20 protein-coding genes are annotated in these 20,162 nt (G+C 72.5%); 13 read left to right on the top strand and 7 right to left on the bottom strand.

Annotated elements, in window-relative coordinates; all coding sequences use genetic code 11:
- Window positions 1–4 precede the first annotated feature (4 nt).
- On the top strand, window positions 5–769 hold the full coding sequence (locus GA0070624_RS31150) for an SDR family NAD(P)-dependent oxidoreductase (protein WP_091346874.1): 765 nt from the start codon (window positions 5–7) through the stop codon (window positions 767–769).
- 568 nt (window positions 770–1,337) lie between these two features.
- Here GA0070624_RS31150 and GA0070624_RS36215 read toward each other — a convergent pair.
- A complete protein-coding gene (locus tag GA0070624_RS36215) occupies window positions 1,338–1,574 on the bottom strand; it encodes a hypothetical protein (RefSeq protein ID WP_091346872.1) in 237 nt (78 codons plus the stop codon).
- A gap of 1,013 nt (window positions 1,575–2,587) precedes the next feature.
- On the opposite strand from GA0070624_RS36215, the gene GA0070624_RS35120 reads away from it, so the two are divergent.
- On the top strand, window positions 2,588–2,764 hold the full coding sequence (locus GA0070624_RS35120) for a hypothetical protein (protein ID WP_176731941.1): 177 nt from the start codon (window positions 2,588–2,590) through the stop codon (window positions 2,762–2,764).
- 326 nt (window positions 2,765–3,090) lie between these two features.
- On the opposite strand, the gene GA0070624_RS31130 is transcribed toward GA0070624_RS35120, so the two are convergent.
- Window positions 3,091–3,675 carry a hypothetical protein gene (locus GA0070624_RS31130; protein WP_091346867.1) on the bottom strand — a complete coding sequence of 195 codons (585 nt, stop codon included), beginning with the start codon at window positions 3,673–3,675 and terminating at the stop codon, window positions 3,091–3,093.
- Between the two features lie 740 nt (window positions 3,676–4,415).
- Here GA0070624_RS31130 and GA0070624_RS31125 point away from each other — a divergent pair.
- Both GA0070624_RS31125 and GA0070624_RS31120 read left to right on the top strand, forming a co-directional pair.
- Window positions 4,416–5,363, top strand: a complete 948-nt coding sequence (locus GA0070624_RS31125) for a ComEA family DNA-binding protein (RefSeq protein ID WP_245719077.1) — start codon at window positions 4,416–4,418, stop codon at window positions 5,361–5,363.
- Window positions 5,364–5,533: 170 nt separating this feature from the next.
- A complete protein-coding gene (locus GA0070624_RS31120) occupies window positions 5,534–7,876 on the top strand; it encodes a ComEC/Rec2 family competence protein (protein ID WP_245719210.1) in 2,343 nt (780 codons plus the stop codon).
- A gap of 56 nt (window positions 7,877–7,932) precedes the next feature.
- Here GA0070624_RS31120 and GA0070624_RS31115 read toward each other — a convergent pair whose 3' ends face one another.
- Window positions 7,933–9,084: a glycosyltransferase gene (locus GA0070624_RS31115; RefSeq protein ID WP_091346865.1), complete on the bottom strand. Its 1,152-nt coding sequence runs from the start codon at window positions 9,082–9,084 to the stop codon at window positions 7,933–7,935.
- A gap of 236 nt (window positions 9,085–9,320) precedes the next feature.
- Between GA0070624_RS31115 and holA the strand changes: the two genes are divergently transcribed.
- Both holA and GA0070624_RS31105 read left to right on the top strand, forming a co-directional pair.
- Window positions 9,321–10,301, top strand: a complete 981-nt coding sequence (holA, locus tag GA0070624_RS31110) for a DNA polymerase III subunit delta (RefSeq protein ID WP_091346863.1) — start codon at window positions 9,321–9,323, stop codon at window positions 10,299–10,301.
- The gene (locus GA0070624_RS31105) at window positions 10,298–10,771 is read left to right on the top strand and encodes a hypothetical protein (RefSeq protein WP_245719076.1); all 474 of its coding nucleotides are present in this window, start codon (window positions 10,298–10,300) and stop codon (window positions 10,769–10,771) included. The genes holA and GA0070624_RS31105 overlap by 4 nt, the downstream gene beginning before the upstream one ends.
- 65 nt (window positions 10,772–10,836) lie before the next feature.
- On the opposite strand, the gene rpsT is transcribed toward GA0070624_RS31105, so the two are convergent.
- Both rpsT and GA0070624_RS31095 read right to left on the bottom strand, forming a co-directional pair.
- Window positions 10,837–11,103 (bottom strand): 30S ribosomal protein S20, encoded by a 267-nt coding sequence (rpsT, locus tag GA0070624_RS31100; protein WP_091346861.1) that lies wholly within the window; start codon window positions 11,101–11,103, stop codon window positions 10,837–10,839.
- Window positions 11,104–11,216: 113 nt separating this feature from the next.
- Window positions 11,217–12,236 (bottom strand): phosphotransferase, encoded by a 1,020-nt coding sequence (locus tag GA0070624_RS31095; RefSeq protein ID WP_245719075.1) that lies wholly within the window; start codon window positions 12,234–12,236, stop codon window positions 11,217–11,219.
- Window positions 12,237–12,321: 85 nt separating this feature from the next.
- Here GA0070624_RS31095 and GA0070624_RS31090 point away from each other — a divergent pair, with 85 nt between their 5' ends.
- The 6 genes from GA0070624_RS31090 (at window position 12,322) to GA0070624_RS31065 (ending at window position 17,080) form a co-directional block, all read left to right on the top strand.
- Window positions 12,322–12,858: a DUF4240 domain-containing protein gene (locus GA0070624_RS31090; protein ID WP_091346857.1), complete on the top strand. Its 537-nt coding sequence runs from the start codon at window positions 12,322–12,324 to the stop codon at window positions 12,856–12,858.
- A 127-nt stretch (window positions 12,859–12,985) separates the two neighbouring features.
- Entirely contained in the window at window positions 12,986–14,863 is a 1,878-nt protein-coding gene (gene lepA / locus GA0070624_RS31085; RefSeq protein ID WP_091346855.1) for a translation elongation factor 4, read from the top strand.
- 345 nt (window positions 14,864–15,208) lie between these two features.
- A complete protein-coding gene (locus tag GA0070624_RS31080) occupies window positions 15,209–15,496 on the top strand; it encodes a GlsB/YeaQ/YmgE family stress response membrane protein (protein ID WP_091346853.1) in 288 nt (95 codons plus the stop codon).
- A 243-nt stretch (window positions 15,497–15,739) separates the two neighbouring features.
- Entirely contained in the window at window positions 15,740–16,027 is a 288-nt protein-coding gene (locus GA0070624_RS31075) for a GlsB/YeaQ/YmgE family stress response membrane protein (protein WP_091346853.1), read from the top strand.
- A 217-nt stretch (window positions 16,028–16,244) separates the two neighbouring features.
- Complete coding sequence (locus GA0070624_RS31070; protein WP_245719074.1) at window positions 16,245–16,391, top strand: hypothetical protein; 147 nt, start codon at window positions 16,245–16,247, stop codon at window positions 16,389–16,391.
- Window positions 16,392–16,435: 44 nt separating this feature from the next.
- Window positions 16,436–17,080, top strand: coding sequence for an MOSC domain-containing protein (locus GA0070624_RS31065; protein ID WP_091346851.1), 645 nt, complete (start codon window positions 16,436–16,438; stop codon window positions 17,078–17,080).
- Window positions 17,081–17,121: 41 nt separating this feature from the next.
- Here GA0070624_RS31065 and GA0070624_RS31060 read toward each other — a convergent pair whose 3' ends face one another.
- Window positions 17,122–17,985, bottom strand: coding sequence for a hypothetical protein (locus GA0070624_RS31060; protein ID WP_176731940.1), 864 nt, complete (start codon window positions 17,983–17,985; stop codon window positions 17,122–17,124).
- Between the two features lie 108 nt (window positions 17,986–18,093).
- Window positions 18,094–18,882 (bottom strand): enoyl-CoA hydratase family protein, encoded by a 789-nt coding sequence (locus GA0070624_RS31055; protein ID WP_091350219.1) that lies wholly within the window; start codon window positions 18,880–18,882, stop codon window positions 18,094–18,096.
- 19 nt (window positions 18,883–18,901) lie between these two features.
- Between GA0070624_RS31055 and hemW the strand changes: the two genes are divergently transcribed.
- Window positions 18,902–20,125, top strand: a complete 1,224-nt coding sequence (gene hemW, locus GA0070624_RS31050; protein ID WP_176731939.1) for a radical SAM family heme chaperone HemW — start codon at window positions 18,902–18,904, stop codon at window positions 20,123–20,125.
- The last annotated feature ends 37 nt before the right edge of the window (window positions 20,126–20,162 follow it).

Here is a 20,162-nt window from a genome sequence, read left to right as displayed (position 1 = left end):
CGGCATGTCGTACGTGGTGACCGGGGGTGGCCGGGGCGTCGGCCGCGCGGTGGTGGAACGGCTGGCGGACGGCGGCCCGGTGGTCGTCGTCGAGCGCGACCCGGACGCCCTGACGTGGCTGCCGGCCCACCCCGCGGCGGACCGGCTGGTCCCGGTCGTCGGCGACGCGGCCGACGAGCGGGTCGCCGGGCACGCCGCCGACCTGGCCGAGCGCGCCGCGCCGCTGATCGGCTGGGTCAACAACGCGGCGGTCTTCCGGGACGCCTCCCTCCACTCGGCACCCGTCGCTGAGGTGCTCGACCTGATCGGGCTCAACCTGCGGCCCGCCCTGGTCGGCGCAGCCACGGCGGTACGCCGTTTCCTCGCCGCCGGAACCGGCGGCGCGATCGTGAACGTCTCCTCCCACCAGGCCCGCCGACCGGTGCCCGGCGCGCTGCCGTACGCCACCGCGAAGGCTGCCGTCGAGGGGCTGACCCGGGCGTTGGCCGTCGAGTACGGCGCCCGGGGCGTCCGGACCAACGCCGTCGCCCTCGGTTCGATCGACACCGAGCGGCACGCCGCCTTCCTGGCCACCCGGGAACCGGCCGAGGCGGAGTGGACCGTCGCGGAGCTGGCCCGGCTGCACCCGGTGGGCCGGATCGGCCGTGCCGAGGAGGTGGCCGAGGCGGTGGCGTTCCTGCTGTCGCCGCGGGCCAGCTTCGTCAACGGGGTGACCCTGCCGGTGGACGGCGGCCGGGCAGTGCTCGGCCTCGACCCGGAGGCGAGTTGAGCGTGCTCGGTCCGTCTTCGGCCAGGCATGATCCACTCGGTGTGCGGCATGTCGGGCGCTCATCCGGCCAGGAAAGCGCGAGCTGCCGCAACCGGAGTCGATCACCCACCGTCGACCTGGTGGCCGAGGCCATACGCGGGCTCGACGCCGGTCACGCACGTCGCGTTTGCCGGCGAACCGGCTCACCCGGCTGAACGACCGACTGCTGCTCCGCCTGTACCCGTCGGAGGTTGTCGAGGCGACCATCGCCGACGGGTTCGCCTTCCACACCCTCCCGGTCGACTGGCGGGACGTGATGGGCCGTTTCGACGTGTCGAGCTTGGCGGCGGTGCCCGCGCCCGTGCTCATCCTCAACGGCGTGCGGGACCGGCTGTTCCGTTCGGGGGAGCGGGAGGTCTTCCCGGGCCCGGCCGGGCACCCGGACAGAGCTCGTCGTGGGGACCGGTCACCTCGCGAACTTCGACGCCCCGGCGGCGGTCGCCGACGCCATCCGCCGCTTCGCCCAGGAGCTGTCCCTGGCCTCGTGACGACCGGGCGTTGTCTTGTCCTTTACGGACTGGATGGTGCTTTATTTCGTCCAAGCGAGGAACCGGCCGAACATGGTCGAGGCTTCAGGCGCAGGCTGAGGGTTGAGCCGGTGCAGGTCGCTGATCGCCTCGCCCATCATCGAGGCCATGTAGACGCTCAGGGCGACTCGATCATCGGCATATTCGCCGGTGAGTCGGAGTCGGGCTTCGCCGCATGGCCAGGGGTTGGCGCAGCTGCGGCAGAGCCAGATGGGTCGCAGGGGTAGGTGCTCACGCATGCCGGCCGCCGCTGGCTCGCTGGGCCTGCCCTCTGGTGATCAGGTCCGCTGCTCCGACCCAGTGGATTTCCGTCGGCTCGTTCCAGCGGGGCGCTTCGATCTGTCGTCGGATCGGAGCGGCTACCGGCTCGACGGGCACCGGCAGGTGTCGGTCGGGGCATGTCTTCCAGCGGAGCCCGCAGGAGCATCGGCGGCGGAACCGGCGCCAGACAGGTCGGTGAACAGGCACTAACGGTACTGGTTTGGGGACTCTCCGCATGGGCATGCCCATGACTCTTGCGGAGGGGTTGACTAGTCGTCAAGGGGGTAGGGTTACGTGTCGTAAAGTACCCCGGTCGGATGGTCTGCACCGATGACCGGGGACGTTATGGCCATGGCCGAAGTAGCGGCATTCCTCGGTGTGTCCAGGCAGCGAGCTAACACGCTCGCCGACCGTCCAGACTTCCCCAAGCCGATCGCTCACCTGACCGTGGGCAGGGTGTGGGCGACGGCCGATATCAGGGCTTGGGCTGCGAAGCGTCGCAAAGAGCTTGAGGGCGAACCTGGCTAGATCGGCGTAGACCCGCCCGGACACTGGCTGTGGCTCTGTAGACCGGCGGCCGCGGGCGCGGACTGCGCGCCCCGCCGTGGCGCACGTGCTCCACACCGTTGAGACCGCGGGCACATTGAGCGCGACTGGATTGCTGACCTAGTACAGGGTACGTGCCGCGCCCATCACGTCAACGGAGTTGATCGAGATCCCGGTCTGGCGCATGACCTTCAGTGGTGCCCCGCCGTGGCTGGGCTGATTTTCGGAGCTCCGTCCGTCCTGCTACTGCAGGGCGCGCTGGCGGAACCGATTGCAGGGCAGGTCCGCCGCGGCCATGATTGACGATCGATAACAGAGGGGGCAGGTCATGTTGCTACGGAAGCGGAAGCGCGAGGTGCCGTCTCGGCGGCGATACGCGGACTACACCCCCGGGGGCGAGTCGCCCTCGCCTCCGTCGCCGGGTAGTGCGAGCATCCGGCTCACGGTGTCAGTGGACGTTGAGGCATGGGCACAGGCCCGGGGCAAGACGGTCGAGGAAGCCGAGCGAGAGCTGGGGCGACGCATCGACGAAGCCACATCCCCGATACGCGACCGGCTGGCGGCAGAACTCGGGGACATGCGCGAGGTGATCCAGTCCATGACGGTGAGCACGGGGCGGTAGTCGGGTAGCCGTCCCGTTGTCAGGGCCGCTGCGTGTGGCTCGGTGAAGCTCTTGGCGGGTGGGGGTGTGACCCCCGAGAAAAATTTCGCGGGACCGCCCTGCGGTAGCAGTCAAGATCGAGCCACGGTTCCAGGGCCGATCAGACGGGCATACCTGGGCCGTGAGCTGGGAAAAAGCGGGTTGGAGGGGTGCTCAAACTGAGGGTCACCCGGGCCGTCGATCTGGTGGCCGAGGCGATCGGCCGGCCGGCGTGCTGCGGACTGTTTGGGCATCGCGTCCCGGCCCAATGCCTTGCCAGCCGACTTCTCGGCGTACTGGAAAGGGTGCTAAGGACGTTCTTCGTCGCCGGTGGCTGCCCTTTTCCCAGTCGTGTGTTGGCCCGTCTTCGCGCCCTTGCGCCTGCGGCTGTGCAGCCAGCCAGCGACACTGACGACGGTGCCGCCGACCGCTGACCAGGTCGCCCAGCTGCTGAAAATCTGCCTGACGGTGTAGGGCAACGTCCGCGCGACCCGCACGGTCAGCGGCAGCTCCTGCTTGATGACATGGCCGTTGTTGAGCGGCAACTCCAGATGCGCCGTGAGCAGCAGCGCCTTCGTCGGGTGGAGGGGGTGGACCAGCCACGTCCACAGCATCTGTACGTCGCTGCCCGTGGACGCGTCTACCGCTTCGGACGGAATAACGCTCGCGTCGGCCGGGTCAGCCCGCAGTGTCACCCTCACCTTCGGGCCAACCTGGACCCGACCAGCGCTAATGCTTCCGGTGCTCGGCAACAGGCTGTTGATTTTCGCGGTGAGCGCGGAACCCGAGCCAATGACCAGGCCGATGCGAGCCGTCCTGTCGGCACGTAGCGCGGACGGCACCTGCCAATGCGCATCTCGCGTGAGGAATTCGGCGGTCGCCTGATCGAGCAAGTGGAAGTCAGTCGAGGGCCCGGGTGGCAGGGGCGATCCCGTCACGCCCGGCGGCGGGGGTGCCCCCGACCCAATCGGCCCTGGCTCCGTTGGGACTGGGGTACATCCGGAGGTGAAGCTGGCGACGTACAGCACGAAGAGGAACACCGGTACGGCGGTGGGCACCGCGAAAAGGGATAGCCGTCGACCCGCGAGCACTGTACGTAGGCTCTGCAAGGAACCCCGCGTTGACGTCCTGGGGCTGTCCATGCTGGCCATCGACCCACCTAACGCCGGAGGTGTCCTTCCTCATTCTCCCTCAGGCTCGTGCCAGGGGACCTCGTCGTTTTTCAGCATGCGTGACGGCGCTGCGGACTTGCCGAGGCTGCGCAGCGAGGGCGGAGCAGCTTCCATCGCCAGCGACCAGGATTGCCTCGGACTCGGGAAGTACTGGGTAGCTTCCATGCCCTAGGTCTGCCACATCTTTCCGTCGGGAAGCGGTGCCTTCATACGTGGCCCCCGATCTTGCTCATCTTCGTGGCTGCGGCAGCAAGCGTGGCGGGCCGGGGGAGTGGAGCTGGTCGTCCTCGGTCCGGAGTACTGGTCGTCGAGGCCCCGCCATGCTGTCGACGGGCGGCCGACGTCTACTCGCCCGTAGCACATCGGACCATGATCAGGGCGCTTTCCACACTCAGTCCGGCCGTCCACAGCCGACCGTCAGCGCCGTGCTCGGGACCCATCGGCCGCCCTAGCCTCGCGCCGTGCCAGACGACGAGGAGACCATGGTGCGGCAGCGGTTGTCCCGGCTGTTCGACCCGGCGATGCCCAGCGCCAGTCCGCCGTCCCAACCCGGTCTCCCGACCGCCACGGCTTCCCGCCCGCGGCCCGACCCGCCAGTCGAACGGCATCGGCCGACGGCAGCTCCGGTCCGGCCGATGCGCTCCGACTCGCTGTCGTCCGGCTCGGTGACGGTAGAGCGGCGTGACCGGTGGCCGTACTCAGACCCGGACCACGAGGGGCTGCCCGGCTCGGCTGCCATCGAGGATGACCTGCCGCCGGCCGGATCCCGGCTGCCCGGACCAAGTGCCTTCGACCCCGGCCGGCGCGGGGGCCGAGCGCTGGCCGTCGTCGCCGTGGTCGTGGTGCTCGGCGCCGGGCTCTGGGCCTGGCGGTCGCGACCGCACGCCGAGCCGGTCGACCCAATGTCGACGGTCGCCGCGCCCGCCGCACCGGAGCCGTCCCCCGTCGGGTCGGCCGGTGCGAACGGTCAACTGGTGGTCGCGGTCGCCGGAAAGGTACGCCGTCCCGGCCTGGTCCGGGTGCCGGCTGGCTCGCGGGTCGCCGACGCGATCGAGGCGGCCGGAGGCGCGCTGCCCGGCGTGGATGTGGCCCTGCTCAACCCCGCCCGCAAGGTCACCGACGGCGAGCTGATCCTGGTCGGCGTCACGGCACCACCCGGCGCGGCCGGGCAGCCGGCCGGGGCGGCGGGGCCGGCGGCGGGCGGCGCGGCGCCAGGCGGACCGGTCAACCTCAACACCGCGACCCTGGCCCAGCTCGACGCGTTGCCTGGGGTCGGCCCGGTGCTCGCCCAGCGCATTCTCACCCACCGCGAGCAGCACGGCCCGTTCCGGTCAGTGTCGGACCTACGTCAGGTCGAGGGCATCGGCGACGCCCGGTACGAACAGCTCAAGGACCTGGTGACGGTGTGACCGGGCGGATCGCCGTACCGGACGCCGTCCGCCGAGCCGCCTTCCCGTTGACGGGACGCCCCGGCGAGGACGCGCCGCACGACCTGGCGGTACGGCGGTCGGGCGGTAGAGAACGACAGCGTGAAGCCGATGTCGCGGCCGGTGACACGACGGCCGAGGCGCTCCCGGACCTGCGGTTGGCGGGGCTGGCCGTGGCCGCCTGGCTCGCCGCCCTGGCCGGGCTGCATCTCACCGCAACGGCAGCGGCGACAATGGCCGCCGTGGCCGCCGGCCTGGCCGTCCTCATCGGCGCGCACCTGCTCGGCGTCCTCGGACGTCCGGCCGCCCCCGTCCGCCGGTACGGCTGGGTCGCCGTCGCAATCTTGCTCGGCGTGGTCTGCGGCGCGACCGCGACCGCCGCCCGGCTCACGGTCCGCGACGCGGCCCCGATCCGCGGGCTGGTCGACGACCGGGCGGTGATCACCGCGGAGTTGGTGGTCCGCGAGGACCCGCGCCCGGTCCGGGGCGCCGCCGGCCGGCCATCCACCCTGCTCGTGCCAGCCGACCTCGTCCGCCTCACCGGTCGCGACGGTCGACAGGTGACCGCGTCGGCGCGGGCGTTGGTGCTGGCCACCGATCCGGCCTGGCGCCATCTGCTCCCCGGGCAGCGGCTGACCGCCCAGGGACGGTTGGCCGCGCCGCGCGGCGGGGACCTGACCGCAGCGGTGCTCACCGTGGCCGGTCAGCCCGCGCCGCACGGCCCGCCGCCGTGGCTCCAGCGCGCCGCCGGCACGCTCCGCGCCGGCCTGCAACAGGCCTGCGAGCCGCTCCCCGACGAGCAGGGCGGCCTGCTGCCCGGCCTGGTGGTCGGCGACACCAGCCGGCTGACGCCCGCCGTCGAGGAGGACTTCCGGGCCACCGGCATGACGCATCTGAATGCGGTCTCCGGCTCGAATGTCGCGATCATCGTGGGCGCGGTGCTGCTGCTCGCCCGCTGGGCCCGGGCCGGTCCCCGGGTGGCCGTCGCCCTCTGCGGGCTGGCCCTGGTCGGCTTCGTCGTCCTGGTGCGACCGTCGCCGAGCGTGGTCCGGGCCGCCACCATGGGGGCGATCGGGCTGGCCGCGCTCGCCGCGGGCCGGCCGCGGGCCGCGCTGCCCGCCCTCTGCGCCGCGGTCGCCGTGCTGGTGCTGGTCGACCCGGAGCTGGCCGGGGACGCGGGCTTCGCGCTCTCCGTGCTCGCCACCGCCGGCCTGCTGCTGCTCGCCCCGCGCTGGCGGGACGGCTTGCGCCGTCGGGGCGTACCGGCGGGGTTGGCCGAGGCGCTGGCGGTGCCGGCGGCGGCGCAGCTCACCTGCGGCCCGGTGGTCGCCGGGATCTCGGGGACCGTCAGCCTGGTCGCCGTGCCGGCGAACCTGCTGGCGGTGCCGGCCATCGCACCCGCCACCGTGCTCGGCGTGGCCGCCGCCGTCGTCTCGCCGCTCTGGCCGGCCGGGGCCGAATTCGCCGCCTGGCTGGCGAGCTGGCCGGCGTGGTGGCTGGTGACCGTGGCCCGGCACGGGGCGCAGCTGCCGGCCGGGACGTTGCCCTGGCCGGGCGGGGTGACCGGTGCCCTGCTGCTCGCCGCGCTCACCGTGGCGCTGCTGGTCGCCACCCGCCGACCGTTGGTGCGGCGGCTCGTCGCGGTGTGCGCCGTCGCGGTGGTGCTCGGCGCGTTACCGGTGCGACTGCTGGCCGGCGGCTGGCCGCCCCCCGGTTGGGTGGTGATCGCCTGCGCGATCGGACAGGGCGACGCGTTGGTGCTGCCGATCACCGCCGGGCGGGCGGTGGTCGTCGACGCCGGACCGGACCCGGCCGGTGTGGACGGCTGTCTGCGCCGGCTCGGTGTCCGGGAGGTTCCGCTGCTGGTCATCAGCCACTTTCACGCCGACCACGTGGCCGGGATCGCCGGGGTGTTCCGGGGCCGGCGGGTGGCGAGCGTGCTGGTTCCGCAGTGGTCGGAGCCGGCCTTCGGGTTGTCCCAGGTACGCGACGCCGCGCGGGCCGGTTCGGCCGGTCTGCGTACCGCGCCGGTGGGGTGGAGCTGGCGGGCCGGGGGAGTGGAGCTGGTCGTCCTCGGCCCGCCGTACCCGGTGCGCGGCAGCCGGTCGGACCCGAACAACAACTCGCTGGTGCTGGCCGCCACGGTGGCCGGGGTGCGCATCCTGCTGCCCGGGGACGCCGAGACCGAGGAGCAGCGGGCACTGCTGGAGACCGCTCCGCCCGGCACGTTCCGCGCCGACGTGCTGAAGGTCGCCCATCACGGCTCGGCCTACCAGGACCCGGAGTTCCTCGACGCGGTCCGGCCCGCCGTCGCGCTGGTGTCGGTCGGCGCCGACAACGACTACGGGCACCCGAACCCGGGCCTGCTCGACCGGCTGACCCGCGGCGGGGCGCGGGTGCTGCGTACCGACACCGACGGGGACGCGGCGGCGGTGTGGGACGGGCGCGGACTCGCGGTGGCGGCGCGCGGCATCCGTCCGGGCCGGCAGCCGTGACGTCTCGATCTGGCGCTGAGCTTCCCGTCAGCGCACTACGCCTTAGCAAGCACCCCTCACGGGGACGGCGAAAGGTCCCCGTGCCGCTCCTCGTCCGTCTCGGTGACCCGCTCCAGCGCGGGACCCCGCGCCGCGATCCGCTCGTACAGGTCGTCGATCCGGGCGGCCACGCTCTCGATGCCGTACCGCTCACACAGTGCGGGTACGGGCATCCGCGGGTGCAGCGGAGCGCGCAGCTCGGCGGCCAGTTCCCGTCGCAGCCCGACCTCGTCGCCGGGCACCTGCCGCGCCCGATCGGTTTCGATGCCGTCCAACGCGGGGCAGGTGGTGTAGAGCAGGGGGAGCCCGTTGCCCAGCGCCTCCAGCATGGCCAGCCCGAACGTCTCCTGCTTCGGCGCGGCGACCAGGATGTCGAAGGACGACAGCACTTCGCCCACGTCCCGCCGCGCTCCGGCGAAGAGCACGTGGTCCGTCACCCCGACCTCCCGGGCGGTCTGCTCGAGGCGCTCGCGATCCTCGCCGTCACCGACCACCACGAGGCGCCGCCTCTCGCCGAGCAACGGCGCCGCCGCCCGGATCACCAGGTCGACCCGCTTGTTGGGGTCGAGCCGGCCGAGCACCCCGATGACCTGGACGTTCGGTCCGATGCCCCAGTCCATCCGCACCTTCACCCGGCCGACCGGGTCGAACGCGACGGCGGCGAAGTCGACCGCCTTCGGGACCACCGTGATCTTCCGGCTCGGCACACCCCAGGCCACCAGCCGGTCCCGGACCACGTCGGACACCGCGATCGTGGCGTGCGAGCAGTGTTCGGCAGTGAGGTACAGGGCCCGCACCGGCATGCTCATCCGCCGGCGTTCGATGTGCGTCTCGCCGATCGAGTGCTGGGTGGTGACGATCGCCCGGGTGCCGGCGAGGCGTGCGGCGAGGTGCCCGTAGATCTGGGCGCGGTAGAGGTGGGTGTGGACGACGTCGTAGCGTCCCTCCCGGATGATCCGGCGCAGCCGGCCCAGTGCGGACACCTCGGTGTTGCGGGTCATGGTGAGGTCACGAACCTGCACGCCGCCCTGCGCGATGTTGTCGGCGACCTGGCCGCGGTTGTCGAGCGTGACCACCTCGGGTTCGTGCCGGGTGTGTCTGAGCAGCAGTTCGAGCTGCAGTTCCGCTCCGCCGACCCAGAGGCCGGTGATGACGTGCAGCACCTTCACTGTGAACCTCCCTGAACATGCACCGTCCCGGCGAAGGGCCGGCGAGGTGGTCGAGGTTCCCCCGAAGGGGATCCTGCCGCAGGAAGACCGGCGCTCGTGACAAATCTTCAGAATTGGGGGCAGACTGCGATATGGCTTGCTGGGATCGACGTAAATGTCTGGATTCGCGCTGACTGCGGGCTGTGCCGTCACAGTCGCCGATGAGCAGGCATGATCCCGCCGAGGGCCGTGCGAATATGGGCGACGTGACCCCCGCCAGCCTGCCTCCCGTTCTGCTCGTCCTCGGTGACGAGGAGCTGCTCGCCACCCGAGCGGTCAGCGAAGCCATCGCGAAGGCGCGCAGCGTCGACCCGGACGTGGACGTCCGGGAGTACCAGGCCGGCTCGCTCACGGTCGGGGAGATCGCCGAGATGCTCAGCCCGTCGCTCTTCGGCGGGCGGCGGCTGCTCGTGCTCCGGTCCGGCCAGGACGCCCGCAAGGACCTGGTCACCGCGCTGCTGGCGTACGCGAAGAATCCCGACCCGGACGTGCAGCTCGTCGTGCTGCACCTCGGGGGCGCGAAGGGGAAGGCCTTCGCCGACGGGCTGCGGTCGGCCGGCGCGACCGTGGTGCCGGCGGCGAAGCTCAAGGGGCACCGCGAGCGGGTCGCCTTCGTTCGGGACGAGATCCGCCGGGCCGGCGGCCGGTGTACCGAGGACGCCGCCGAGGCGCTGATCGCCGCGGTCGGCAACGACCTGCGCGAGCTGGCCGCCGCCTGCTCGCAGCTCGTCTCGGACACCGACGGCCGGATCGGGGCGGACACGGTGGCCCGCTACTACCGGGGCCGGGTGGAGGTGAGCGGCTTCACCGTCGCCGACGCGGCCATGGTCGGTGACGTCCCCGCCGCGCTGGAGGCGCTGCGCTGGGCGCTGCACGTCGGCGTCGACCCGGTGCCGATCGCCGACGCGCTCGCCGACGGGGTCCGTACGGTGGCCCGGGTGGCCTCCGCCGGCCGGGGCAGCCCGTACCAGCTGGCGAGCAGCCTCGGCATGCCGTCCTGGAAGATCGAGCGGGCCCAGCGGCAGGCGCGCGGCTGGACGCCGGAGGGCCTGGTGCAGGCGATGCGGGCGGCCGCCGAGTGCAACGCAGCCGTCAAGGGCGGCGCCGACGACCGGGAGTACGCACTGGAGCGGGCGGTCTTCTCGGTCGCCGCCGCCCGGCAGGGTGGCGCCCGGTGACCGGGCCCCCGCGTACGGCCTGGTCCACCGTCCCCGCCGAAGAGTTGCGCTACCGGCCGCTCTACGCCCGCGTCCTCGCGCTGCGCTTCGTCAACCCGGGCGGGGTCCTCTGCTTCCTCTTCTTCGAGGGCGCGATCGCGCTCGCCGTGCTGCTCGCCCTCGCCGAACTGGTCAGCTGGTGGGCGGTGCTGGTGCTGCCCGCCGCGATGGCCGTGATGGTGAAGCTCAACGACATGGTCGCCGAGGTGGTGGTCCGCTCCGCGGCGCTCGTGCCGGAGCAGGAGCGGGACCGCTTCCGGCGGCAGATGGCACCGGTGGTCGGCCGGGTCCGGGTACCGATGGCCCCGCGCGCGGTGCCCGATGCGGTCGTCGCATCGGATCCAGGGCTGCGTCCGGCCCGCCCGGATGACCGGGCCGCCAGGTACGGCGAGACGGCGCCATGGTCGGACCGGCGCGACCCGCTGTCCTGAGAGAACGCAGACAACCGGAAGCCCCGGGCTCACACCCGGGGCTTCCGGTCAGGTCTGCGGGCTGGTCAGGCCGGGAACGAGGCGACGCGCTTGGCGATCGCCGACTTGCGGTTGGCCGCCTGGTTGGCGTGGATGACGCCCTTGCTGGCGGCCTTGTCCAGCTTCTTGGCGGCGTCCCGCATGAGCGCGGTGGCCTGCTCGACGTCGCCGGCCTCGGCAGCCTCGTGGAACTTCCGGATGGCGGTCTTCAGCGACGACTTGACCGACTTGTTACGCAGCCGGCGCTTCTCGTTCTGCCGGTTGCGCTTGATCTGGGACTTGATGTTCGCCACGCGACAGCCTCGTCTTGATAGCTCGGGTTGGTCTGCTTCCGCGCACGACGAGCATGCGTCATCGCCGCGCGAAGAGCTAGGTTACCAGGTCCGCCGGGACGAGCCAAAACGGCTCAGGCCCAGCCCCGCCGGGCGGCCAGCCAGCCGAGCGTCTGCTCGCCGCTCCACCGCTGGTGCGCGCGGATGTGCGGGGAGGCGGTGGACGCCCCCGCGGCGGCGCTGGTGAGGAGGTATCCCGACAGGGCGGCCAGGGTCACGTCGAGCGCGTCGGAGGGAGCGCCGGCCGCCGCCGGGTGGGTGGCGAAGGCCACGTCCGCGTCCAGGCCGCTGGCGTACGCGGTGGTCAGCAGGCCGGCCAGATCGAACCAGGCCGGGCCGTGACAGAGCCAGTTCCAGTCGCAGATCCAGGCCCGGCCGGCGGGGTCGATCAGCACGTTGTCCACTCGCAGGTCGCAGTGGATCAAGCCACCCGCCGGGTGGCCCGACCTGAGCCCGCCGGGGCCGACCTCGCCGGCGTACGGCGGGAGGCGGGACTCCAGGGCCACCAGCTCCGGCAGCCGGGCCCGCGCCCACGGCGGCAGCGCCGGTGCCGGCTCGCGGCCGGCGGCCACCTCGCCCCACCAGAGGATGTCCTCGCGGGCCAGGTCGGCGAGGTGCGGCAGCCCGAGCGCGACCAGCTCCGTGGGTGGATCGGCGAGTGCGGCGGCGACCTCGGCGTATGCGGCCAGGGTGGCGTCCAGCTCGGCCGGGTTCCAGGGCAGCCGGGGCGTCCGACCGTCGATGGCGTCCAGGCAGAGCGCGTACCAGCCGGCCTCGGTGAGCGCCCAGCGTGGGCGGGGGACCGGCAGGCCGGCGGGGAGCCGGGCCAGGACGGCGGCCTCGTGGGCGTACCAGTCGACCAGGTGCCGCTGCTCGGTCAGCGACGCCGCCTTCACGAAGGCCCGCGCGCCGTCGGCGGTCTCCAGCACCGCCGCGAAGCCCCGGGTGAAGCCTGCGCCGGCCACCCGCACCGCCACCGGCGGGCCGCCGAGCCGCGCCGCGACCGCGTGCCGCAGGCCGGCCGGCAGCGCGGCCCAGCCCGGGCGGACGGCCGTCGCCTCGTACGGCACCGGGGGCAGCGAGATCGCGGGCACCCGCCCATGCTGCCCGACCGACGCCCACCACCGCGCGGCCGCGCCGGCACGGGGATGTCGGTCAGCTCTGCCAGACTGCCAGGCCATGAGGACCGACGACTTCTGGCAGCTGATCGAACAGGCCCGGACCGGTGCCGGGGGAGAGCCCGATGCCGTCGCCGCCCGGGCCGTCGCCCTGCTCGCCGAGCGGGACCCGGAGGACATCGTCGGGTACGCCCGCCACCAGCGCCGGGTGCTGGCCGCCTCGTACCGGGTCGACCTCTGGGGCGCGGCCTATCTGATCAACGGCGGCGCCTCCGACGACGGCTTCGAGTACTTCCGCGGCTGGCTGATCACCCAGGGCCGGGCGGTCTTCGCCAAGGCGGTCGGCGACCCCGACTCCCTCGCCGAGCTGCCGCAGGTCCGGGCCGCCTCGCTCAGCGGCGAGGAGTTCGAGTGCGAGGACATGCTCGCGGTGCCCTGGGAGGCGTACCGGAAGGCGACCGCGACCGACCTGCCGGCGGAGCGCGACCCGGTCCCCGTGCCCGACCTCAACGACTTCTGGGACTTCGACGACGAGGAGGAGGCCCGTCGCCGGCTGCCCCGGCTCGCCGCGCTCTTCGTCGAGCCGCCCGCGGAGTGAGCCGCCCGCGAAGTGAGTCGCCCAGCACACCAGGAGGGATCGGACCGCGCCCGGAGCGACGTGGGAGCATAGAGGGGGCCGGCGGCGCGCCGGCCCTGCTCACGTCAGCCGATTAGAACGGACCGCTGTGCCACCGACGCTCGATCCCGGCGCGAACGCTCCTGGTGCCACCGACCCGGCGCGGATCAGGAACTTCTGCATCATCGCCCACATCGACCACGGGAAGTCGACCCTGGCCGACCGGATGCTGCAGCTCACCGGCGTGGTCGACCCCCGGCAGATGCGCGCCCAGTACCTCGACCGGATGGACATCGAGCGCGAGCGCGGCATCACCATCAAGAGCCAGGCCGTCCGGATGCCGTGGACCATCCGGGACGGCGACCGGGCCGGTGAGCAGGCCGTGCTCAACATGATCGACACCCCGGGGCACGTGGACTTCACGTACGAGGTGTCCCGTTCGCTGGCCGCCTGCGAGGGGGCCATCCTGCTGGTCGACGCCGCCCAGGGCATCGAGGCGCAGACGCTGGCCAACCTCTACCTGGCGCTCGAGAACGACCTGCGCATCATCCCGGTGCTCAACAAGATCGACCTGCCGGCCGCCCAGCCCGAGAAGTACGCCGAGGAGCTGGCCCACCTGATCGGTGTCGACCCGGCCGACTGCATCAAGGTCTCCGGCAAGACCGGCGAGGGTGTGCCGCACCTGCTCGACGAGATCGTCCGGCAGTTCGTCCCGCCGGTCGGCGAGGCCGAGGCCCCCGCCCGGGCGATGATCTTCGACTCGGTCTACGACGTCTACCGGGGCGTGGTCACCTACGTGCGGGTGGTCGACGGGCGGATCAGCGCCCGGGACCGGATCAAGATGATGTCCACCGGCGCCACCCACGAACTGCTGGAGATCGGCGTCATCTCGCCGGAGATGCAGAAGGCCGACGCGCTCGGCGTCGGCGAGGTGGGCTACCTGATCACCGGCGTGAAGGACGTGCGCCAGTCCCGGGTCGGTGACACGGTCACCGTCAACGCCAACCCGGCCAGGGAGCCGCTGGGCGGCTACAAGGACCCGAAGCCGATGGTCTACTCCGGCCTCTACCCGATCGACGGGTCCGACTATCCCAACCTGCGCGACGCGCTGGACAAGCTCAAGCTCAACGACGCCGCGCTGACCTATGAGCCGGAGACCTCCGGCGCGCTCGGTTTCGGTTTCCGCTGCGGCTTCCTCGGCCTGCTGCACCTGGAGATCATCCGGGAGCGGCTGGAGCGTGAGTTCAACCTCGACCTGATCTCCACCGCCCCGAACGTGGTCTACCGGGCCATCCAGGAGGACGGCGAGGAGGTCACGGTGACCAACCCGAGCGAGTACCCGACCGGCAAGATCGCCGAGGTGTACGAGCCGACCGTGCGGGCCACCGTGCTCACCCCGAACGACTACGTCGGCGCGGTGATGGAGCTCTGCCAGGGGCGCCGGGGCAGCCTGATGGGGATGGACTACCTCTCCGCCGACCGGGTGGAGTTGCGCTACACGCTCCCGCTGGCCGAGATCATCTTCGACTTCTTCGACCAGTTGAAGAGCCGGACCAAGGGCTATGCCTCGCTGGACTACGAGCCCTCCGGTGAGCAGGCGTCCGACCTGGTCAAGGTCGACATCCTGCTGCACGGCGAGCCGGTCGACGCGTTCAGTGCGATCGTGCACAAGGACAAGGCGTACAACTACGGGGTCAGCATCGCGGCCAAGCTGCGCAACCTGATCCCGCGCCAGCAGTTCGAGGTGCCGATCCAGGCTGCGATCGGCAGCCGGGTGATCGCCCGGGAGACCATCCGGGCGATCCGCAAGGACGTGCTCGCCAAGTGCTACGGCGGTGACATCAGCCGGAAGCGCAAGCTGCTCGAGAAGCAGAAGGAAGGCAAGAAGCGGATGAAGATGGTCGGCCGGGTGGAGGTCCCGCAGGAGGCCTTCATCGCCGCGCTCTCCTCCGAGGCCGGGGACGTCAAGGCGCCCGGCAAGAAGTGATCCACGGTCGCGTCCTCCGCGACACCTGACGCACGGCCGACGCCCCGGTCGGAGCGGACTACCACCGGTCCCTTCCGACCGGGGCGCCGGACCGTTTCGGTCCGCTTCCCGGTCGTACCCGGAGGAATTTTCTCCGGTCCTCGGGCGCGGCCTACCGACGGCGACGGCGCCCCCTCCCACCTGGACAATCGCATCCCCTGCCGAGAACCGACCCGGGATCCGGAGATCGACGTTCCGTGCCTGGTGACCGGTTGATTCGGTTTGGGCTTTCGGCGGGTCGGGCATTTAGCGGTCACGACAGGAACGACACAGATCGTGTGCAACGTCTTGAGGAGGAGGGCGACCGTGGAGCTCACCGTTTGGGGCATCATCACCGCGCTCGTTGTTGGTCTGATCGTCGGCGCTCTGGGCCGCCTGGTCGTGCCGGGCCGTCAGAACATGCCGATGTGGCTGCACATGCTGATCGGCGTGGGTGCCGCGCTGCTCGGTACGGTGCTGGCCCGGGCTCTGGGCATCGCGACCGAGACCGCCGGCATCGACTGGATGGAACTGCTGGTCCAGGTCGTGCTGGCCGCCATCGCCGTGGCCCTGGTGGCCGGCGTGGGTCGTCGCCGGAGTGTCACCCGGTACTGACCGGCACATCGCCAGCCGAAGCGGGCGCCCGACCGGAAGGTCGGGCGCCCGCTCGCGTCCGCGGCTCATCGACGAAGGTGCGCCGGCGGCCGTACGACCCGGGTGCGAAGAAAACGTCCTGGTCTGCGTCGTGCGGCGCAGTCCGTCCCCGGAGTCGGTTTGGATTTCTGACGGCTCGGGCATTAGCGGGCACGACAGGAACCACACGATCCCGTGTGACTTATCTTGAGGAGGAGGGCGACCGTGGAGCTCACCGTTTGGGGCATCATCACCGCGCTCGTTGTTGGTCTGATCGTCGGCGCTCTTGGCCGCCTGGTCGTGCCGGGCCGTCAGAACATGCCGATGTGGCTGCACATGCTGATCGGCGTGGGTGCCGCGCTGCTCGGTACGGTGCTGGCCCGGGCTCTGGGCATCGCGACCGAGACCGCCGGCATCGACTGGATGGAACTGCTGGTCCAGGTCGTGCTGGCCGCCATCGCCGTGGCCCTGGTGGCCGGCGTCGGCCGGCGCCGCAGCGTCACCCGGTACTGACACACATCCCCAGCTGCGGAAAGCGGGCGCCCGACCGGACGGTCGGGCGCCCGCGCGTACGCCCCGAGCTGCCCGGAGGCAGGCTTGCCTCCCGCCCTGCCGCCTGCGATACGGTCCGTTCGCCCTGCCGCGCGACTACCCCCTGTCGTAAAGGAATTTTTCCTACTTAGGTGCGGCGCAGAAGGTTAGTGCCAAACGGCGCGGCCTGCCGGTGGCGATGACCTACTTCTTCGGGCGGGACGACACCGCCTGGGGCTCGGTGATGGCCGCCTCGACGCTCTTCACCCTGCCGGTGATCGTCTTCTTCCTGCTGGTGCAGCGCCGGATGGTCTCCGGCCTGGTCGCCGGTGCTGTCAAGGGCTGATCATGCGTTGTCCGGCCCGTCCGCGCCACGGCTAGGCTGACCCCATGACGGGCAGGCTGGCGGCGGTGAACCTCGCCGTGGTGACCGAGGCGGAGTGGGCGGGCGACGCGAGCGGTCGTACCGGCATCGACAAGCGCCCGGTGGACGGGCCGGTGCTGCTGCGGGTCGACGGGGTGGCCGGCGACTTCATCGGCGAGCGGGCCCACCACGGCGGTCCGGACCAGGCGGTGTACGCCTACGCGGAGGAGGACGCCGCGTGGTGGGCGGCCGAGCTGGGCCGGGGCATCCGGCCGGGTGGCTTCGGCGAAAACCTGACCACGTACGCGGTCGACGTGACCGGGGCGGTCATCGGGGAGCAGTGGGCGGTCGGTTCCGCGCTGCTCCAGATCACCAAGCCGCGCATCCCGTGTGCCACCTTCGCCGGGTTCTGGGGCATGCCCGACCTGATCAAGCGGTTCACCGCCCGCGCCGCACCGGGGGCGTACCTGCGGGTGCTGCGGGAGGGCGAGGCGGGCGCCGGCGACCCGGTCGAGGTGGTGGAGCGCCCCGCGCACGGAGTGACCATCGGCGAGATGTTCCGGGCGCTGACCCTGGAACCGGAGCTGCTGCCTCGGCTGCTCGAGGTGTCCGATCTGCCCGAACCGATCCGGGAGAAGGTGCGCCGCCGGCTCACCGGCAGCCGTTCCTGACCCTGCCGGGCCGGCCCCTCGCCGGCTGCCGGTCCGGCGGCCTACGTGTCGGCGAATACTTCTGCCAGCACCTGCGTCCGGGCGGCCCGGTCGTCGCTCACCTTCGCCCAGGTGCCCTGCTTGGCGGTCCATTCCAGATCACCGAAGCGGACCCGCTTCACGCCGTGGTCCTCGGCGTGGGAGACCAGCCAGTGCGCGTACCGCCAGCCGTTGCGGGCGTCCGCGGCCGGCACGGCCAGCCCGGTCAGATCGGTCGGCGAGGTGACGCCCGGCAGCCCCCAGTCCATCGTCAGCCCGCGGATCAGCGCGGTCGCGGCCGCCTGCCCGCGCATCGTCGGCGTCGGTCCGACCGTGCAGGCCACCGCGCCGGTCGCGTCGCCGAGCAGCGCGCGGGTCAGGACCGCTGCCTCGTCAGCCCACTTCTCGTACGCCTCGGGGTAGGCCGACCGCTGCACCCGCTGGGCGGCCTCGGTGACCCGCATCCCCTCCCAGCCCTTGACCTTCTTCAGCGCGGCGTAGAACCGTTTCGCCGCGTAGCGCGGGTCCCGGATCTGCTCCGGCGTGCCCCAGCCCTGGCTCGGGCGTTGCTGGAACAGGCCGAGCGAGTCCCGATCGCCGTGGGCGATGTTCCTCAGGTGCGACTCCTGGTACGCGGTGGCCAGCGCCACCACCACCGCCCGCTCGGGCATCTGCCGCTGCACGCCGATCGCCGCGATGGTGGCCGCGTTGGCCATCTGGTCGGCGCCGAGCACGACCCGCCCGTCGGCCTGCACAGTGCAGGTGCGGCTGGCCACCGGGAGCTGGAGTTGGTGCCCGAACTGCCGGACCACGAGCCAGACCCCGAGGAGGGCGACGACCGCCACTACCACCCCGCCTGCCACGATTGCCCGAGTTTGCACCCGCACCCCCTGTTCGACGATCCGACAAGCGTACGTTCCCCGGAACGCCGTACGGGTCGTCCGACCGGTTGCCTCCCGTTCCGTCACCGTCCCGCCACGATGGGCGATCGGCCGTCACTCCGGCGAGGCCGGCACCCAGGCCGGGTCCCGTTTTTCGCGGAACGCGAGCACCCCCTCGCGGCCCTCCTCGGAGAGGAAGTATCCAACGGAGAGCGCGGACAGCTCGGCGATCTCCGTCCGCAGGTCGGTGGCGGCCGGCCGGCGCAGCAGCTCCTTGGTGCCCGCCAGCGCCCTCGGTGCCCCGCGGACCAGCGACGCGCAGTACCGCTCGACCGCCGCGGCCAGCCCGCTCCCCGGCACGGCGGCGGTGACCAGGCCGATCTCGGCGGCCCGGCGACCGTCGAAGGTGTCCCCCGTCAGGTAGAGCTCGGCGGCGGCCCGCGGCTGCAGCCGCGGCAGCACGGTCGCGGAGATCACCGCCGGGATGACCCCGAGCCGCACCTCGGTGAAGGCGAAGGTGGCCTCCTCGGCGCAGACGGCCAGGTCGGCTGCCGCGATCAGGCCGAGCCCACCGGCTCGTGCCGGCCCGGCCACCTTCGCCACCACCGGCTTCGGGCACTCCCGTACCGCCACCAGCACGTCGCCCAGCATCCGGGCCGGCACGGACCCGCTGGCGTACGCGGCGGCGGTCTCCTTCAGGTCCGCCCCGGAGCAGAAGACCGGACCGGTGTGGTCCAGCACGATCACCCGGACCGCGTCATCCGCGACCGCGGCGGTGAGGCCGGCCAGCAGCTCGGTCATCAGCGGGGTGGAGAGCGCGTTGCGGTTGTGCGGGCTGTCCAGGGTGAGGGTGGTCACCCCACGGGCCGTGGCGACCCGCACGAGAGCGTCCGGAGAGGTCATGCGGGGCACACTAGTGGTCATGCCCAGCGCTCTTCCAGAAGGTGAATCCGTTCCGCGCGACGGATCGCTGCCCGCCACCGCCACCCGCGCGGTCGGCGCGCGCGGCTTCGGCGTGTACGTGCACGTGCCCTTCTGCGCCAGCCGCTGCGGCTACTGCGACTTCAACACCTACACGGCGGCCGAGTTGGGCGGCGGGGCCAGCCGCGAGTCGTACGCCGACACCGTGCTGGCCGAGCTGGCGCTGGCCAGCCGGGTGCTGGGCGACTCCCCGCCGCCGCGGGTGGACACCGTCTTCGTCGGCGGTGGCACCCCGACCCTGCTGGCCGCCGACGACCTGGCCCGGATCCTGGGCGGCATCGACCGCACCTGGGGGCTGGCCCCCGACGCCGAGGTGACCACCGAGGCCAACCCCGAGTCGGTCAGCCCGGAGTCGCTCAAGGCGCTGCGCGCCGCCGGATACACCCGGATCTCGCTGGGCATGCAGTCCGCCGCGCCGGGGGTGCTGGCCGTCCTCGACCGGAAGCACAGCGCGGGCCGGGCCACGGCCGCCGCGCTGGAGGCGCGGGACGCCGGGTTCGACCACGTCAACCTGGACCTGATCTACGGCACGCCGGGGGAGAGCGCGGAGGACTTCACCGCCTCCCTCGACCAGGTCGTGGCCGCCGGGGTCGACCACGTCAGCGCGTACGCCCTGATCGTGGAGGACGGCACCCGGCTGGCCGCCCGGATGCGCCGCGGCGAGCTGCCGTTCCCGAGCGACGACGTGGCGGCGGACCGCTACCTGGCCGCGGAGGCCGCCCTCGGCGCGGCCGGCTTCTCCTGGTACGAGGTCTCCAACTGGGCCCGGACGCCGGCCGCCCGGTGTCGGCACAACCTGCTCTACTGGACCGGCGCGGACTGGTGGGGCCTCGGGCCGGGGGCGCACAGCCACGTCGGCGGCGTCCGCTGGTGGAACGTCAAGCACCCGACGGCGTACGCCCAGCGGCTGGCCGCCGGCGCGTCACCCGGCCTGGCCCGGGAGGTGCTCCAGCCCGACGAGACGCACATGGAGGACGTGATGCTCCGGCTGCGGCTCGCCTCCGGGCTGCCGCTGGAGGTGCTGGACGACGCCGGGCGGGCCGGCGCGGAACGGGCGCTGGCCGACGGCCTGCTCTCCGGCCCGGAGTACGCGGCCGGGCGGGCGGTGCTCACCCTGCGCGGGCGGCTGCTGGCCGACGCGGTGGTCCGCGACCTGCTGCCCTGAACGGGAGTTGCCGGCCGGCCCGGAAGGCCGGCCGGGA

The sequence above is a fragment of the Micromonospora rhizosphaerae genome (assembly GCF_900091465.1).
Classification (GTDB): domain Bacteria; phylum Actinomycetota; class Actinomycetes; order Mycobacteriales; family Micromonosporaceae; genus Micromonospora; species Micromonospora rhizosphaerae.
The sequence above is the reverse complement of the archived record's forward strand: the minus strand, read 5'-3'. Positions and strand labels throughout refer to the sequence as shown.